15 protein-coding genes are annotated in these 15,821 nt (G+C 73.3%); 7 read left to right on the plus strand and 8 right to left on the minus strand.

Translation table 11 applies throughout. From position 1 onward, the window contains the following. Positions 1 to 10: 10 nt before the first annotated feature. The 3 genes from ABFY07_RS24985 to ABFY07_RS24995 form a co-directional block, all read right to left on the minus strand. Positions 11 to 262 (minus strand): hypothetical protein, encoded by a 252-nt coding sequence (locus ABFY07_RS24985; protein WP_065963786.1) that lies wholly within the window; start codon positions 260 to 262, stop codon positions 11 to 13. Then, entirely contained in the window at positions 259 to 801 is a 543-nt protein-coding gene (locus tag ABFY07_RS24990) for a sigma factor-like helix-turn-helix DNA-binding protein (RefSeq protein ID WP_346176633.1), read from the minus strand. Before ABFY07_RS24990 ends, ABFY07_RS24985 begins: the two co-directional genes overlap by 4 nt. A 259-nt stretch (positions 802 to 1,060) precedes the next feature. After that, positions 1,061 to 1,561: a MarR family winged helix-turn-helix transcriptional regulator gene (locus ABFY07_RS24995; protein WP_065963788.1), complete on the minus strand. Its 501-nt coding sequence runs from the start codon at positions 1,559 to 1,561 to the stop codon at positions 1,061 to 1,063. Positions 1,562 to 1,824: 263 nt separating this feature from the next. Between ABFY07_RS24995 and ilvA the strand changes: the two genes are divergently transcribed. The 3 genes from ilvA to ABFY07_RS25010 all read left to right on the plus strand — a co-directional run bounded on the left by ilvA (position 1,825) and on the right by ABFY07_RS25010 (position 5,085). Next, on the plus strand, positions 1,825 to 2,988 hold the full coding sequence (ilvA, locus tag ABFY07_RS25000) for a threonine ammonia-lyase (protein WP_346176671.1): 1,164 nt from the start codon (positions 1,825 to 1,827) through the stop codon (positions 2,986 to 2,988). A 136-nt stretch (positions 2,989 to 3,124) separates the two neighbouring features. Beyond that, a complete protein-coding gene (locus tag ABFY07_RS25005) occupies positions 3,125 to 4,093 on the plus strand; it encodes an ATP-binding cassette domain-containing protein (protein ID WP_346176634.1) in 969 nt (322 codons plus the stop codon). Continuing rightward, on the plus strand, positions 4,093 to 5,085 hold the full coding sequence (locus ABFY07_RS25010; RefSeq protein ID WP_346176635.1) for an ABC transporter permease: 993 nt from the start codon (positions 4,093 to 4,095) through the stop codon (positions 5,083 to 5,085). Before ABFY07_RS25005 ends, ABFY07_RS25010 begins: the two co-directional genes overlap by 1 nt. Before the next feature lie 57 nt (positions 5,086 to 5,142). Here the strand turns inward: ABFY07_RS25010 and greA are convergent, their stop codons facing one another. Both greA and ABFY07_RS25020 read right to left on the minus strand, forming a co-directional pair. Beyond that, positions 5,143 to 5,640 carry a transcription elongation factor GreA gene (gene greA, locus ABFY07_RS25015; protein ID WP_065963794.1) on the minus strand — a complete coding sequence of 166 codons (498 nt, stop codon included), beginning with the start codon at positions 5,638 to 5,640 and terminating at the stop codon, positions 5,143 to 5,145. A 163-nt stretch (positions 5,641 to 5,803) separates the two neighbouring features. Then, positions 5,804 to 6,214 (minus strand): DUF4307 domain-containing protein, encoded by a 411-nt coding sequence (locus ABFY07_RS25020; protein ID WP_346176636.1) that lies wholly within the window; start codon positions 6,212 to 6,214, stop codon positions 5,804 to 5,806. A gap of 96 nt (positions 6,215 to 6,310) precedes the next feature. On the opposite strand from ABFY07_RS25020, the gene mca reads away from it, so the two are divergent. Together mca and ABFY07_RS25030 are read left to right on the plus strand one after the other, a co-directional pair. Then, positions 6,311 to 7,183 (plus strand): mycothiol conjugate amidase Mca, encoded by an 873-nt coding sequence (gene mca, locus ABFY07_RS25025; RefSeq protein WP_346176637.1) that lies wholly within the window; start codon positions 6,311 to 6,313, stop codon positions 7,181 to 7,183. 4 nt (positions 7,184 to 7,187) lie between these two features. Beyond that, the gene (locus ABFY07_RS25030) at positions 7,188 to 7,445 is read left to right on the plus strand and encodes a hypothetical protein (protein WP_404777064.1); all 258 of its coding nucleotides are present in this window, start codon (positions 7,188 to 7,190) and stop codon (positions 7,443 to 7,445) included. 8 nt (positions 7,446 to 7,453) lie between these two features. On the opposite strand, the gene ABFY07_RS25035 is transcribed toward ABFY07_RS25030, so the two are convergent. Then, complete coding sequence (locus tag ABFY07_RS25035; RefSeq protein WP_346176638.1) at positions 7,454 to 10,891, minus strand: tetratricopeptide repeat protein; 3,438 nt, start codon at positions 10,889 to 10,891, stop codon at positions 7,454 to 7,456. A gap of 117 nt (positions 10,892 to 11,008) precedes the next feature. Between ABFY07_RS25035 and ABFY07_RS25040 the strand changes: the two genes are divergently transcribed. Both ABFY07_RS25040 and ABFY07_RS25045 read left to right on the plus strand, forming a co-directional pair. Further along, positions 11,009 to 13,042 carry a thioredoxin domain-containing protein gene (locus tag ABFY07_RS25040; RefSeq protein ID WP_346176639.1) on the plus strand — a complete coding sequence of 678 codons (2,034 nt, stop codon included), beginning with the start codon at positions 11,009 to 11,011 and terminating at the stop codon, positions 13,040 to 13,042. 86 nt (positions 13,043 to 13,128) lie between these two features. Beyond that, positions 13,129 to 14,142, plus strand: coding sequence for an MDR family NADP-dependent oxidoreductase (locus tag ABFY07_RS25045; RefSeq protein WP_346176640.1), 1,014 nt, complete (start codon positions 13,129 to 13,131; stop codon positions 14,140 to 14,142). A 65-nt stretch (positions 14,143 to 14,207) separates the two neighbouring features. Here the strand turns inward: ABFY07_RS25045 and ABFY07_RS25050 are convergent, their stop codons facing one another. Together ABFY07_RS25050 and trhA are read right to left on the minus strand one after the other, a co-directional pair. Further along, positions 14,208 to 14,834, minus strand: coding sequence for a TetR/AcrR family transcriptional regulator (locus ABFY07_RS25050; RefSeq protein ID WP_346176641.1), 627 nt, complete (start codon positions 14,832 to 14,834; stop codon positions 14,208 to 14,210). Between the two features lie 51 nt (positions 14,835 to 14,885). After that, complete coding sequence (trhA, locus tag ABFY07_RS25055) at positions 14,886 to 15,608, minus strand: PAQR family membrane homeostasis protein TrhA (protein WP_346176642.1); 723 nt, start codon at positions 15,606 to 15,608, stop codon at positions 14,886 to 14,888. Positions 15,609 to 15,821 lie beyond the last annotated feature (213 nt).

Genomic DNA, 15,821 nt, shown 5'->3' on the forward strand with positions numbered 1-15,821 from the left:
CACGTCGGGCTCACCAGCCCTCGAAGGGAGGGGTGGTGTCGGTCGGCGGCGTCGTCCAGGGGTGGACGATCGCCGCCCACACCGTGAAGGCGACCGCCGCGGCGAGCAGCAGGAGCCAGCCGGCGGCCCGTACGGCGCGGTGGCGGCGCAGCAGCCGCCGTCCCCGCTCGGCCGCCCGGCCGGCCAGATCGGGCGGCACGGCCGGGTACGGGCCGAGCAGCATGCGGCGGACCTCGTCCTCCTTGCGGTCGGGGAAGCTCATGCCGATGCCCCCGATGCCCCCGATGCTGTCGAAGCCTTCGACGCCGCTGAAGCCCGCGCCGGTGCCGCCGCGGGTGGCCCGGGCGGCCCCGGCGGGTGTTCGCGCATCAGCGTCACCGAGCGCGCGCAGATGGCGCGGACCCGCTCGACCGGCAGCCCGAGGGCGGCCGCGGCCTGCTCCTCCGGTACGCCCTCGTGCAGCCGGAGCACCAGCACCAGCCGCTCCTGCGGGGTGAGCCGGGCCAGGAGGCCGCCGCGCGGCCGGCGGTGGCGCCAGGCGCGGTGGGCGAAGAGGGCGGCGAGTTCCCGGCGGGTGCGGTCGTACGGGTCCTCCCCGCGCAGCCGGTCCCAGCGGGCGTAGGTGCGGGCGAGCGCGGTGGTCAGCAGGCGCTCGGCGGCGCTGGTCTCCCCCGGTGGTCCTCCGGGTGGCTCCCCCGTGAGCAGTGTCGCCGCATGCAGCAGCCGACCGCTCGCCCCCGCGGCGAACGCCGCGAACTCCCGGTCCCGGCGGCTCTCCCGTGCTGCCCGCCTCTCGCCCACCCCGTCCTCCGCCTCCCGTCCCCGGCAGGAACACGGCGTCCCCTTCCGGACACGGCGTCCCTTTCAGGACACGGCAGCCATGGTCGCCCGGTCAAGAGGCGTGCCGCCGCGGTCGGCAAGTCGTCAGGAAGCGGTCAGGAAACTGCCAGAAAGCGGTCCGGAAACACTCGGTGGTGATCAGGCGAGATCCGGCAAGGTCCGGCGAGATCCGGCGAGGTCCGGTGAGATCCGGCGAGGTCCGGTGAGGACCTACGAGGGCCTAGGAGGCCGAGGCCGCCTGGGGCACGGGGGCGTGCACGGCGGCCAGCGCGGCGTTGAAGCGGGTGAGCAGGTCGCAGAAGATGTCCTGCTCCTCCGCGGTCCAGCCGTCGGTCACCTGCGCCATCAGGGCGCGCCGCGAGGAGCGCACCTCCTCCAGGCGGGCCTTGCCGCGCGGGGAGAGCTGGAGGACGACCGCGCGGCCGTCCTCGGGGTGGGAGGTGCGCTTGACCATGCCGGAGTCGACGAGCGGGGCGACCTGTCGGGTGACGGTGGACGAGTCGATGCCCATACCGGCGGCGAGCGCCTTGACGCCCATCGGTCCTTCCTGGTCGAGCCGGTTGAGCAGCAGGTACGCGGCGCGGTCCATGGAGTTCCGGGCCTGTCCGACGCCGCCGAGCCGGGTCTGTTCGGCGCGCCGGGCGAAGACCGCGACCTGGTGCTGCAGGAGGTCGAGTACGCCGGTGTCGAGGTGGGTCGTCATGTCCGATTGGGTGGGCATGGACTAAGGCTCACTTCATGCGGTGGTCTGTGGGATGGGGCACAGAGTACGCGGCCGGGGGCCCGCCCGTACGGGGGCTGCAGAAACCTGCCGCCTCGATCCGGCCAGCGCTGGGGCGCGTGGGGCGAGCTGCGAGACTTGGGACCATGGCCGCACGCAAGACCCCCGTTCCCGGTACCAATTCCTCCGCTTCTCCGGGTCTCCCGGCGTCCCCGTCCGACGCCCAGGGGCCCACGCTCGACGATGTGCGCGCGGCGCAGAAGATGCTGTCGGGGGTCTCCCGGGTCACCGCGCTCGAAGGCAGCCGCCACCTGACCGCCCTGCTCGGCTCACCGGTGCATTTCAAGTGCGAGAACCTGCAGCGTACGGGCTCCTTCAAGCTGCGCGGGGCCTATGTGCGGATCGCCGGTCTCAGCCCCGCGGAGCGGGCCGCGGGCGTGGTGGCGGCCAGCGCCGGGAACCACGCGCAGGGCGTCGCGCTGGCCGCCTCGCTGCTGGGCGTGCGCTCGACCGTCTTCATGCCGCAGGGCGCTCCGCTGCCGAAGATCGCGGCCACCCGGGACTACGGCGCCGATGTGCGGCTGCACGGCCAGATCGTGGACGAGACGATGCGCGCGGCGCAGGAGTACGCGCGGCAGACGGGCGCGGTCTTCATTCACCCCTTCGACCACCCGGACATCATCGCGGGGCAGGGCACGGTGGGCCTGGAGATCCTGGAGCAGTGCCCCGAGGTGCGCACAGTCGTGGTGGGCGTCGGCGGGGGCGGGCTCGCGGCGGGGGTGGCGGTGGCGGTGAAGGCGCTGCGGCCGGACGTGCGGGTGGTGGGGGTGCAGGCGGCGGGCGCTGCGGCGTATCCGCCCTCGCTGGCGGCGGGGCACCCGGTGGCGATCGAGTCACCCACGACGATGGCCGACGGGATCAAGGTGGGGCGGCCGGGGGACGTCCCGTTCCGGATCGTCGACGAGCTCGTGGACGAGGTCCGTACGGTCTCCGAGGACGCGCTGGCCGCCGCCCTGCTGCTGTGCCTGGAGCGGGCGAAGCTGGTGGTCGAGCCGGCCGGGGCCTGTCCGGTGGCCGCGCTGCTCGCCGAGCCGGAGGCCTTCGAGGGGCCGGTGGTGGCGGTGCTCTCGGGCGGCAATGTGGACCCGCTGCTGATGCAGCGCATCCTGCGGCACGGCATGGCGGCGGCGGGGCGCTATCTGTCGCTGCGGCTGCGGCTCACCGACCGGCCGGGGGCGCTCGCCACCCTTTTGGCGGCACTGTCGGCGGTGGATGCCAACGTGCTGGACGTGGGCCATGTACGCACCGATCCCCGGCTCGGGCTCACCGAGGCCGAGGTGGAGCTGCAGCTGGAGACGAAGGGGCCGCTCCACTGCGACGAGGTGCGGGAGGCGCTGCGCGAGGCGGGCTACACGGTGATGCCGTAGGGGCCCGCGCCGCTGTCCCCACCGCTGTCCCCACCGCTGTCCCCGCTGTTTTCCACAGGCGTGGACAGGCGGGGTAATTCGGGCGAAAGTTAAATCCTTCTATGAGCACGCCCAGCACGCCCGATGGGGGACGCATATGCCAGGTGCGATCTATGCCGAGGGTCTGGTGAAGACCTTCGGAGATGTCAGAGCTCTGGACGGGGTCGATCTCGACGTACCGGAGGGGACCGTGCTCGGGCTGCTCGGGCCCAATGGGGCGGGGAAGACCACCGCGGTGCGCGTGCTGACCACCCTGCTGCGGCCGGACCGCGGAAAGGCGCTGGTCGCGGGCGTGGATGTGCTGCGCCACCCCAATGAGGTGCGCCGCTCGATCGGGCTGTCCGGGCAGTTCGCCGCGGTCGACGAGTATCTGACCGGCCGTGAGAACCTGCGCATGGTGGGCCGGCTGTACCAGATGGGCGGGCGGGAGGCGAAGGCGCGCGCGAGCGAGCTGCTGGAGCGGTTCCATCTGACCGACGCGGCCGACCGCGTCGCCAAGACGTACTCGGGCGGCATGCGCCGCCGCCTGGACCTGGCGGCGGCCCTGGTCGTCAGCCCGCCGGTGATGTTCATGGACGAGCCGACGACGGGCCTGGACCCGCGCAACCGGCAGGCGCTGTGGGAGGTCATCCAGGAGCTGGTGGCGGGCGGCACGACGCTGCTGCTGACCACCCAGTATCTGGAGGAGGCCGACCATCTGGCGCATGACATCTGCGTGATCGACCACGGCCGGGTCATCGCTCGCGGCACCTCCGACCAGCTCAAGGCGCGCACGGGCGGCGAGCGGGTGGAGGTCGTGGTCCATGAGCGCGCCCACATCCCGGTCGCGGAGGAGGTGCTGCGCGGCTTCGGCAAGGGCGAGGTCTCCGTGCGGCGGCACACCCGCGAGGTGACCGTCCCGGTGGTCGGCGGGGCCAAGCTGCTCGCGGAGGTGATCCGGGAGCTGGACGCGCGCGGGGTGGAGATCGACGACATCGGGCTGCGCCGCCCGACCCTCGACGACGTGTTCATCTCGCTCACCGGCCATGGTGCCGAGGGCGACAGTGCCGAGGAGGAGGTCAAGTGATGGCCGCGGTGAACGAGAGCACACCCGGGGCGACGCCCGACATGACCCCTGAGACGACTGCGGGAGCGGGCCCCGAGGCGACCGCCGGGTCGGGCCCCGAGGCGACCGCCGGGGCGGGCCCCGGGGCGGCGGACGGCCGGGCGGGCCGGGCCGGCCGCGTCGCCGTGGCTCCCCGGGCGCGCGGCGGGCTCCTCCGGTCGGTCCGCGACTCCCTGGTCGTGGCGCAGCGCAACCTCATCCGCATGGCGCGGATCCCCGAGGTGGTGGTGTTCGGCCTCGTCCAGCCGATCATGTTCGTGGTGCTGTTCAGCTATGTGTTCGGCGGCGCGATCATGGTGCCGGGGCAGAGCAGCGCCGACGCCGATGTGTACCGGGAGTTCCTCATGGCGGGGATCTTCGCGCAGACCGTCACCTTCGCGACGGCGGGCGCGGGCGCCGGGATCGCCGACGACATGCACAAGGGCCTGATCGACCGCTTCCGCTCCCTGCCGATGGCGCGCGGCGCCGTGCTCACCGGCCGCACCCTCGCCGATCTGGTGCAGACGGCGCTGACGCTGGTGGTGCTGGCGATCGTCGCGGTGATCGTGGGCTGGCGGATCCACGACGGGGTGCCGAAGGCGCTGGCCGCCTTCGGGCTGCTGCTCCTGCTGGGCTACGCCTTCTCGTGGATCGGCGCGCTCATCGGGCTGTCCGTGCGCACCCCCGAGGCGGCCACCTCCGGCGGGCTGATCTGGCTGTTCCCCCTGACGTTCCTCTCGAACGCCTTCGTGCCGTCCAGCAAGATGCCCGCCTTCCTGGGGCACATCGCCGACTGGAACCCGTTCAGCGCCACCGTGCAGGCGAGCCGCGAGCTGTTCGGCAACCCCGAGGGGCTGGTCTCCGACGCCTGGCCGATGCAGCATCCGGTGCTCGCCTCGGTCCTCTGGTCGACCCTGATCATCCTGGTCTTCCGGACGCTGTCGGTCCGGAAATACCGCTCGGCGACCGCCTGAGGAGGCGGTCGCCGAGAACGGGGCGCTCAGGGTCCAGCCGAGCGGCTGGTGGGGGGCTCAGGCCTGGTAGGGCTTGGCCTCAAGGATCTTCACCGACGCGGTGCGGCCGTTCGGCAGCTCATAGGTGGCGTCCTGGCCGACCTTCTTGCCGTTCACACCCTGGCCCAGCGGGGACTGCGGCGAGTACGTCTCGATGTCCGAGCTCGCGTACTCGCGGGAGGCCAGCAGAAAGGTCAGGGTGTCGTCCGGGTCGCCGTCGAAGGCGATGGTGACGACCATGCCCGGGGCGACCACCCCGGTGTCGGCGGGGGCCTCGCCCACCTTCGCGTGCTGCAGCAGCTGCGTGAGCTGGCGCACGCGGAGCTCTTGCTTGCCCTGCTCTTCCTTGGCGGCGTGGTACCCGCCGTTCTCCCGCAGGTCACCTTCCTCGCGGGCAGCCTCGATCTTCTTCGCGATCTCGACACGTGCGGGACCCGACAGGTACTCCAGCTCGGCCTTGAGCTGGTCGTACGCCTCCTGGGTCAGCCAGGTGACGTTCTCGCTGGTCTGGGTCACAGGTGCTCCTCGTCGGTGCTGGGAATACAAATGAACGCCCTACTCAGAAGGGTGCGCCTTCAAAGCCGGGCGAAACCACGAGCCTAACAATTACGGGCGGAAACGGGGAGGAGGAATGTGGGCGCAATGCGCACGAAACGCGTCAGTGCAGGTCAGACAGGGATCAGTGGGTCGACGCCGGGTCGCAGCCGACCAGCTCGGCGGCGGTCGCCCGGGCCGTGGTGCGCACCGTCACGACCTTGACCACATCGTCCTGCCCCTTGCCGAAGGTGAAGTCCTTGCGACCCACCTCGCCGTGATCCTCGTCCAGGGTGCGCACGGTGCACACCCCGCTGGTGCCGGTGTCCTTGGTGACCTCCAGGCGCACCTCGACGGCGTCGTCGGAGACCACCTTGTAGCCGGTCACCCGGCCGCTGATGTCCTGGCCGGCGATGTACGAGTAACCAAACCAGGCGATCATGGCGAGGAACCCGGCGCCGAGCACCGCGCCCAGGATCTTCAGCTTGCGATCGGCGCGCTGGTCCGCGGACCGGCCGTAACGCCCGACGGGCAGCCCCTCGCGCACCGTGGCCATGATCGTTCCTCCTGGTTGGGGGACCCGGAATTATTCGCCCCCGGTTTGGGTCACTATAGAAGCCGTCTTCCACGATGAATCACCGAGGATCGAGACTTGACTGATCAGCTGCGTTTGATGGCCGTCCACGCCCACCCCGACGACGAGTCGAGCAAGGGCGCGGCCACCATGGCCAAGTACGTGTCCGAGGGGGTGGACGTGCTGGTCGCGACCTGCACAGGCGGTGAGCGCGGGTCCATCCTCAACCCCAAGCTCCAGGGGGACCCCTATATCGAGGAGCACATCCACGAGGTGCGCGCCAAGGAGATGGACGAGGCGCGCGAGATCCTCGGCGTCAAGCAGGAGTGGCTGGGCTATGTGGACTCCGGGCTGCCGGAGGGCGACCCGCTGCCGCCGCTGCCCGAGGGCTGCTTCGCGCTGCAGGACGTGGACGAGGCGGCGGGCACCCTGGTCAAGCTGATCCGTGAGTTCAAGCCGCACGTCATCACCACGTACGACGAGAACGGCGGCTATCCGCACCCCGACCACATCATGACCCACAAGATCTCGATGGTGGCCTTCGACGCCGCGGGGGACCCGGAGAAGTACCCCGAGGCGGGCGAGGTCTGGCAGCCGCTGAAGCTCTACTACAACCAGGGCTTCAACCGGCCGCGCACCGTCGCCCTGCACGAGGCGCTGCTCGCGCGCGGCCTGGAGTCGCCGTACGGGGAGTGGCTGGAGCGCTGGAAGGAGTTCGAGCGGGCCGAGCGCACCCTGACCACCTTCGTCCCCTGCTCCGACTTCTTCGAGATCCGCGACAAGGCGCTGATCGCGCACCGCACCCAGATCGACCCCGACGGCGGCTGGTTCCGGGTGCCGATGGACATCCAGAAGGAGGTCTGGCCCACGGAGGAGTACGAGCTCGCCAAGTCGCTCGTGGACACTTCCCTCCCCGAGGACGACCTCTTCGCGGGCATCCGCAACAATTGAGCTCATGATGAGTGCGACCAGCACCCTGGCCATGACGCATCTCGTGCCGCTCGCCAAGGAGCTCGACCAGAACAAGGTGACGCCGGGGGTCCTCGGCTTCATCGTCTTCGCGCTGATCGGCGGTGCGGTATGGCTGCTGATGAAGTCGATGAACAAGCACATGAAGAAGGTGGACTTCGAGGAGGAGCCGGAGGACGGGAAGACCCCGGCCGCCGCGTCCTCGACGGCCGCGCGCGGTCCCAAGGGCGAGCGCACGGCCTGAGGTCCGCTTCATAGATCACCCCGGTCGCCCGGGGCATCCAGCCCTCCCGGGGCATCCGGCCCTCCCGGGGTGTCCCGGGGGCCTGGCGCGGTCGGCAGGACGGCCATGACCTCGCGGGCGTGGCGGCTCGGCACCATGCCGAGCTGCCATGCCTGCCATCCCGTCTCCGGCTCCACCCCGCGCTCCAGCACCAGCGCGAACGCCTCCGCGCACCCCTCCAGCCGCGCGTCCCCCGCCCAGTCGGCCGCCCGCAGCTCGCCCAGCAGCTCCGCCAGCTCCTCCTGGGCCACCGCGGTGCCGACGACCGAGCCGCCCGCCGAGGCGAACGGCAGCAGCGTGCAGCGCAGGAACCGGGCCCAGCTCTCGCCGCGCCGGTCGCCGTACCCCGCGAACAGCTCCGCCGCCTCCGCCACCAGATCCAGCGCCTGCGACGCCCGCCCGTTTCCCGCGTCGATCACCGCGAGCTCCACACAGGACCAGGCCTCGCCATGGGCCACCCCCACCCGGCGGAAGTCCTGCCGCGCGTCCTGAAGCAGCTGCCGCGCGAACCCGCTGTTGCGCAGCGAGCCGGTCCGCGCCGCCCGCAGATCCCGGGTGACCCGCGCCGAGTGGTGACGGGCACAGGCCAGCCCGTACACATCCCGCATCCGGCTGAACATCGTGCGGGCCCGCTCCAGGTCGCGCAGCGCCGAGTCGTGGTCGCCCCGCTCCTCGAGCGCCTGGCCCAGGTAGTACAGCGTCCACGCCTCGCCGCGCGCGTCCTCGTTCTCCCGGTGGCGGGACAGGGCCTGGCGCAGCCCGTCCACGGCCGCCGAGGCCTCCCCGGCCACCAGTCGGGCCCGCGCCAGCTGCGTCAGCGCCCAGGCCTCGCCGCGCTGGTCCTGCGTGCGGCCGTACGCCTCCAGCGCCTCGCGCAGCTCCCGCTCCGCGCGCGGCACCTCGCCCATGCGCAGACACGCCTGGCCGAGCTGGAAGTGCGCCCACGCCTGGCCATGGACGCTCTCGCTCTCCCGATGCAGCTCCAGCGCCGTATCCAGCAGCTCGAGCGCGCTCGCGAGCCGGCCCCGGTCGCGCTCCACCGCGGCCAGCGCGTGCATGGTCCACGCCCGGTCCGCGCGCAGCTCGTCGGCCGCCTGCAGCTCCATGGCCTCGGTCAGCTTGGCCGCGGCCTCGGTGAGATTGCCCTGGTGGTGCAGGGTGATGCCGAGGCTGCACAGCGCACGGGCCGCGCCCGCCTCGTGGCGCGCCTCGAAGTACAGGTCGACCACCGAGGACAGGGTGGTGCGGGCCTGGTCCAGCTCGCCCAGCTGGCGGGCCGCGATACCGGTGCGCCACTGCACCGAGCGCATCAGCAGTCCTTGGTCGACGGCCTGGGTCAGCTCGCTGATCTCCCCGAGCCGGTACAGGTCGCCGCGGAGCAGGCAGTAGTCGCACAGCGCGCCCAGCAGGTGCAGCACCGCCGACTGATCGACGCCCTCGGCGTGGCGCAGGGCCGCCGTGATGAAGCTCGACTCGTCGTCCAGCCAGCGCAGCGCCGCGTCCAGCGAGGTGAAGCCATGGCCGCCCGCCGCGCCCCTGGTGAAGACGTCGGCGCGGGTGGAGGTCTTGCCGTCGACCATCCGGATCACCGAGTCCGCGAGCTCCGCGTAGCTGCGGATCAGCCGCTCCTGGGCGGCGGTGCGCCGGGCCGGCTCCTCCTCGTCCATCAGCCGACCGTGGGCGAAGCCGCGCACCAGGTCGTGGAGGCGGTAGCGGCTGCCGCGGACGTGCTGGATCAGCCCGGCGCGGGCCAGCGCGTCCAGATGGCGGGCCGCCTCCCGGGCGTCCGTCTCCAGCAGCGCGGCCGCCGCGGCGGCGCCCAGGCTGGCCCGCCCGGCCAGCGCCAGCCGGCGCAGCAGCCGCCGGGCGTCCTCGGTCTGGTCCGTGTAGCGCAGCCACAGGGCCCGCTCCACGGGACCCACAGGGCCGTACGCCCCCAGGGCGGTGACCAGGGCGTCAGGGGTGCGGGCGCCCAGCGAGGAACCCGCGATGCGCAGCGCCAGCGGCAGCCGCCCGCACAGCTCGGCGATCCGCTCCACGGACTGCCCGTCGTAGGGCCCCGCGCCCGCCGGCTCCTCGGCGAAGGCGCGCAGCAGCTCCTCGGCGCCCGGCTGGTCCAGCGGGCCGACCTCCAGCCGGTGGACCCACGCGGCCAGGTCGGGCGGCAGCGCCAGGGGGTCGCGCGAGGTGACCAGGACCAGGCTGTCGGACCGCTCCGGGATCAGGGTGCGCACCTGCTCGGCGTCGCTGGCGTCGTCCAGCACGATCGCCACGGGCAGGCCGGTCAGATGCTGGTGGTACAGCTCGGCGAGCCGCCCGACATGCTGCCCCTGGGCCGACCGCTCCCGGAAGAGCAGCTGGTCGCGGGGCGCGCCGAGCCGGTTGAGCAGGTGCAGCAGCGCGTCCCGGGTGGCCAGCGGGGGCTGGTCGGGGCTGTCGCCGCGCAGATCCACCAGGCACGCGCCGCGGAACTGGTCGCGCAGATGGTGGGCCGCCCGCACCGCCAGCATCGTCCGGCCCGCCCCGGGCGGGCCCTCCAGCAGCACCACCGTCGGCCTGGTCTCCGTGCTCGCCCGCGCCTGACGCACCCACTGCGCGATCTGGGTGAGCTGCGCCCGGCGCCCGGCGAACGGGCCGTCCGCCTCGGGCAGATGGCCGAAGGACTGCTCCAGCACGCTGCGTCTGCGGGCCGCCTGGCTGCGGTCCGCGCCGCGCAGCCGGGGCGCCTGGCCGGCCCGGGCCCCGGAGCCCGCGCGGCTCCCGCCACCGCGGCCCGAAGAGCCCGCGCCGGACCCCGCGCCGGCGCCCGCGCCCGACCCCGCGCCGGAGCCGGAGCGCCGGTCGGTGCCGCCGCCGCGGGTGGCGGCCGTCGTCATCCGATGCCGGTCGATGAAGGGGCGGATGCCGCGCACCTCCACCGCCGTGAGCCACTGGAGCCTGAGCTGCTCCGCCCCGCCCGGCTGGTTGCGCAGCGCGGCCCGGCGGTGGGCGGCCGGCCAGTGGCCGGCCGTGAGCGCCGCGACCGCGGCCGCTGAGCCGGCCGCCGCCGCGGTCACGCCCGCGCCCAGCGCCGCACCCACCGAGGTGCCGAACGAGAGGTCCGCGCCGAAGGCCGCGGCCGACGCGACCGCCGTGGCCAGCATCGGCGCGCGCAACCGCCGGCGCGTCAGCCGGGACGACAGCGGCCGGCTGTCCGCCTCCGACTCCTCCAGCGCCCGCAGATACGCCCCGTACTCCTCGCCGGCGGTCGCCGCCATGGAATCCAGCGCGGCCCGCGCGCGGCCGAGCAGCACCCCGCCGTGCGTCCGCCCCCCGGAGCGGCGCACCTCCTCCTCCACGGCGCGCGCGAGCAGCCGCTCGATCTCCGCACGATGGCCGTCCCGCAACGCGGTCGGTGAACCCGGCATCCTCGTCCCCCTCCTGCCGGCGCCAAGCCTGCCAACGCCAAGTGTTCCGTTTCTGGCTCATTTCCGGCAGGCCTGTGGATAACACGCGCTCGCCCCGAGTTGAGGGAGGATGGGGGCATGCCGAACCGTCTGGCGCACGAGACATCCCCGTACCTCCTCCAGCACGCGGACAATCCGGTCGACTGGCGGCCGTGGTCCGACGAGGCGTTCGAGGAGGCCCGCCGCCGGGGCGTGCCCGTGCTGCTGAGCGTCGGGTATTCGAGCTGCCATTGGTGCCATGTCATGGCGCGCGAATCGTTCGAGGACGAGGCGACCGCCGAGTATCTGAACGCGCACTTCGTGTCCGTGAAGGTCGACCGCGAGGAGCGGCCGGACGTCGACGCCGTCTACATGGAGGCCGTGCAGGCCGCCACCGGCCAGGGCGGCTGGCCCATGACGGTCTTCCTCACCCCCGACGCCGAGCCGTTCTACTTCGGCACCTACTTCCCGCCGGCGCCGCGCCACGGCATGCCGTCCTTCCGCCAGGTGCTGGAGGGCGTCCGGGCCGCCTGGGCGGACCGGCGCGAGGAGGTGCGGGACGTGGCCGGGCGCATCGTGCGGGACCTGGCCGAGCGCAGCGGGGCCTCCCTCGCGTACGGGTCCGCGCGGCCGCCGGAGGCCGAGGACCTGCACTCCGCGCTGATGGCGCTGACCCGCGAATTCGACGCAGTGCACGGCGGTTTCGGGGGCGCGCCGAAGTTCCCGCCGTCCATGGTGCTGGAGTTCCTGCTGCGGCACCACGCCCGCACCGGCTCCAAGGCCGCGCTCCAGATGGTGCAGGCGACCTGCGAGGCGATGGCCCGCGGCGGCATCTACGACCAGCTCGGCGGGGGATTCGCGCGCTACGCGGTCGACGCGACGTGGACCGTGCCCCACTTCGAGAAGATGCTGTATGACAATGCGCTTCTGTGTCGCGTCTACGCCCATCTGTGGCGGGCCACCGGCTCGGATCTGGCGCGCCGTGTCGCCCTGGAGACCGCCGAGTTCCTGGTCCGCGAGCTGCGCACCGAGCAGGGCGGGTTCGCCTCGGCCCTCGACGCCGACAGCGACGACGGCAAGGGCGGCCACGCGGAGGGCGCGTACTACGTCTGGACCCCCGAGCAGCTGCGCGAGGCGCTGGGGGAGCGGGACGCCGAGCTCGCCGCCGAGCACTTCGGCGTGACCGAGGAAGGCACCTTCGAGCGGGGCTCCTCCGTGCTGCGGCTCCCCGACCGCGAGGGGCTGGCCGACGCCGAGCGCGTCGCCTCCGTACGGGAGCGGCTGCTGGCGGCCCGTGAGCTGAGGCCGCGCCCGGGCCGCGACGACAAGGTCGTCGCCGGGTGGAACGGCCTGGCGATCGCGGCACTCGCCGAGACCGGGGCGTACTTCGACCGCCCCGACCTCGTCGACGCCGCGGCCGCGGCCGCCGACCTGCTGGTGCGCGTCCACCTCGACGACGGCGGGCGGCTCGCCCGCACCTCGCTGGACGGCACGGCCGGGTCCCACGCGGGCGTCCTGGAGGACTACGCGGATGTCGCCGAGGGCTTCCTCGCGCTGTCCTCCGTCACCGGCGAGGGCGCGTGGGTGGACCTCGCGGGGCTGCTGCTGGACGCGGTCATGCGCCGCTTCGCGGCCGGGGACGGCACGCTGTACGACACCGCCGACGACGCCGAGCAGCTCATCCGCCGCCCCCAGGACCCGACGGACAACGCCGCGCCCTCGGGCTGGACGGCCGCGGCCGGGGCGCTGCTGTCGTACGCGGCCGTCACCGGCGAGGACCGCCCCCGGGAGGCGGCGGAGCGGGCGCTGGGGGTGGTGCGGGCGCTCGCCGGGCGCGCGCCGCGGTTCATCGGGTGGGGCCTGGCGGTGGCCGAGGCGCTGCTGGACGGGCCGCGCGAGGTGGCCGTCGTCGGGCACGACGACGACCCGGCGACCCGCGCCCTGCACCGGGCCGCCCTCCTGGGCACCGCGCCCGGCGCGGTGGTCGCGGTCGGCGAGCCCGGCTCGGGGGAGGTGCCGCTGCTGCTGGACCGCCCGCTGCTGGAGGGCCGGCCGGCGGCGTATGTGTGCCGCCGGTTCACCTGCGACGCGCCTACGGCGGACGCGGGGGCGCTGGCCGGAAAGCTGGGGTGACGACAGGCCCTACGGACCAGGCCCGGCTTGACCGGGTCATGAGCGGCGCGGCCTACGGTCGGTGCATCGCCGATGGAGGAGCGCCGATGCCCGTTCCCGCCGTGCACCGCGAGGTGCGTCTCGCCGTCCGCCCGCGTCCCGCGCGACCGCTCAGTGTCGATCACTTCGAGGTCGTCGAGGTCCCGGTGCCCGAGCCGGGACCCGGTCAGCTGCTGGTGCGCAACCGGGTCATGGCCGTGACCGCCGTGATGCGCACCCTGATGAACAGCGAGGCCGATCTGTTCATGCCGCCCTATGTGGCGGGCGAGGCGCTGTGGGGCCTGGCCGTCGGCGAGGTGGTCGCCGCGCCGGGCGGCGCCGCGGAGGTCGGCGAGCTGGTCGAGCACCGGTTCGGCTGGCGCGAGTACGCGGTGGTGGACGCCGCCGAGGCGCACCGGCTCGACCCGGAGGCGCTGCCGGACCCGGCCGCGCATCTGTCGCAGGGCCCCAGCGCCTGGATGGGTGTCGTACGGGGCGCCGAGGTGCGGTCCGGGGACACGGTGTTCGTGACGGGGGCAGCGGGCGGGGTGGGCTCGCTCGCGGGCCAGATCGCCCGGCTGCGGGGCGCGAAGCGGGTCATCGGCAGCACCGGCTCGCCGCGCAAGGCCGAGGTGCTGACCAGGGAGCTCGGCTACGACGCGGTCGTGCTCCGGGGCGCCGGGCCGATCGAGGAGCAGCTGCGCGAGGCCGCCCCCGACGGCCTGGACGCGGTCTTCGACAACGTCGGCGGCGAGCAGCTGCGGGCCGCGCTGGCCCTGGCCCGCCGGGGCGCCCGGTTCGCGATCGTCGGGGCGCTGTCCGGACAGGCCACGGGCGCCGCGACGGCCCCGGTGGAGATCGACACGGTCGCGCTGACCGCGCGCGGGATCACGCTGCGGGGCATCGCGCTGTACGACCACATGGACGTGATCCCCGAGTGGACGGCGGAGTTCGGCCGCGGGCTGCGGGCCGGGACGCTCACCTTCCCCCACGTCCGCCTGTCCGGCGTCGAGCGGGGGCCGCGCGCGCTGTGCGAGCTGCTGGAGGGGCGGCACGTGGGGGCCGTGCTGGTGGACCTGTGAGCCCGGTGGAACCCGGTCGCTTCCGGGTCCTTCACGCGGGCTGAGAGGGCCGGCCACAGGGCCGTTCACAGGGTCAGGCCGCGGGCCAGGATCTCCAGGGCGCGGTCGATGTGCTTCTCCATGTCCTCCAGCCGACCGTCCTCCGCCCGACCCTCCTCGAACCAGAAGAAGATCGCCTCCCGCAGCGCCCCGAGCACGGCCGCCACGACCACCCGCACCTCGAAGTCGTCCGGGGCCCGACCGCTGCGCTCGGCCAGGACCTCGCCCAGCAGCTCGCCGGTGCCGACCAGGCTCTCGCCCATCCGCGCGCGCAGCGCGGGGACCTGCCGGATCAGCCTGAGCCGGGTCAGCATCTCCTCGCGCCCGTCGTCGGCGTACTGGTGCATCAGGCCGACCAGGGCGTGGCGCAGGGAGGTCACCGGCGGCTCGTCCAGGGGGCGTTCGCGCAGCGCCGCCACCACGAACGGGTCGTACTCGTCGGTGAGGACGATGTCCTCCTTGGTGGGGAAGTAGCGGAAGACCGTGCTGGGGGAGACGTCGGCGGCCTCCGCGATCTGGTCGACCGGGGTGGCGTCGTACCCCTGCTCCTCGAACAGCCGGTGCGCGGCGCCGCGGATCGCCCGCCGGGTCTGGATCTTCTTGCGCTCACGCAGTCCGAGCTTGGGTGGGGCCGAGGGGGCGGTACGTGCCATGGCTCTCATTGTCGGGCATCGGTGTGCCGTGGGGCCATGGTGCCGACGGCGTCAGCCGTGCTGGTAGGCCACCAGCGAGATGCCCACATAGTGGACGACGAAGGCGGCCAGCGTGAAGGAGTGGAACACCTCGTGGAAGCCGAACCAGCGCGGTGAGGGGTTGGGGCGCTTGGTGCCGTAGACCACCGCGCCCACGCTGTAGAGCAGCCCGCCCACGACGATGAGCGTCATGACGGCGACGCCGCCCGTGTGCAGGAAGTCGGGCAGGAAGAAGATCGCGGCCCAGCCCAGCGCGATGTAGCAGGGGGTGTAGAGCCAGCGCGGGGCGCCGACCCAGAAGACCCGGAAGGCGATCCCGGCCAGCGCCCCCGCCCACACCAGCCACAGCAGGAGTTCCTGCTTGCCGTCGGGCAGAAGCAGCAGGGTGAAGGGGGTATAGGTGCCGGCGATGATCAGGAAGATATTGGCGTGGTCCAGGCGGCGCAGCACGGCCGTGGCGCGCGGGCCCCAGTTCCCCCGGTGGTAGAGGGCGCTGACGCCGAACAGCGCGCAGGCGGTGAGGGTGTAGATCGCGCAGGCCAGTCGCCCGCGGGGGCTGGAGGCGAGGGCGGTGAGGACCACGCCGGCGACGAGCGCGGCGGGGAACATACCGGCATGCAGCCACCCTCGCAGCCGGGGCTTGAGGGGAACCGGCGGAGCAGCTGGGGGCCCTGGACTGGGGGCGGCCGAAGCGTCAACGGCGGGGTCGGGTGCGGCGGCAGTCATGGCGCACATGCTACCTACGCGACCGTAAGTTACCCCTCTGTTCCGAGTGGTGATGGTCACCCTGCGCCCACTGGACAGAATGCCCGCGCCGTCGGATGATCAAATGAGCGCGGTCGGCACCGGATGAGCTGAGCATCCGGGTCGCAGCCCCCAAGGGGTAGCTGTCTCCATAAACGGAATATGCGGGTATGAGTGCACATACCTGCCGCAAACCCTCAATCA

Origin of the sequence: Streptomyces sparsogenes subsp. cuspidosporus (assembly GCF_039532705.1) — a bacterium.
GTDB lineage: Bacteria > Actinomycetota > Actinomycetes > Streptomycetales > Streptomycetaceae > Streptomyces > Streptomyces sparsogenes.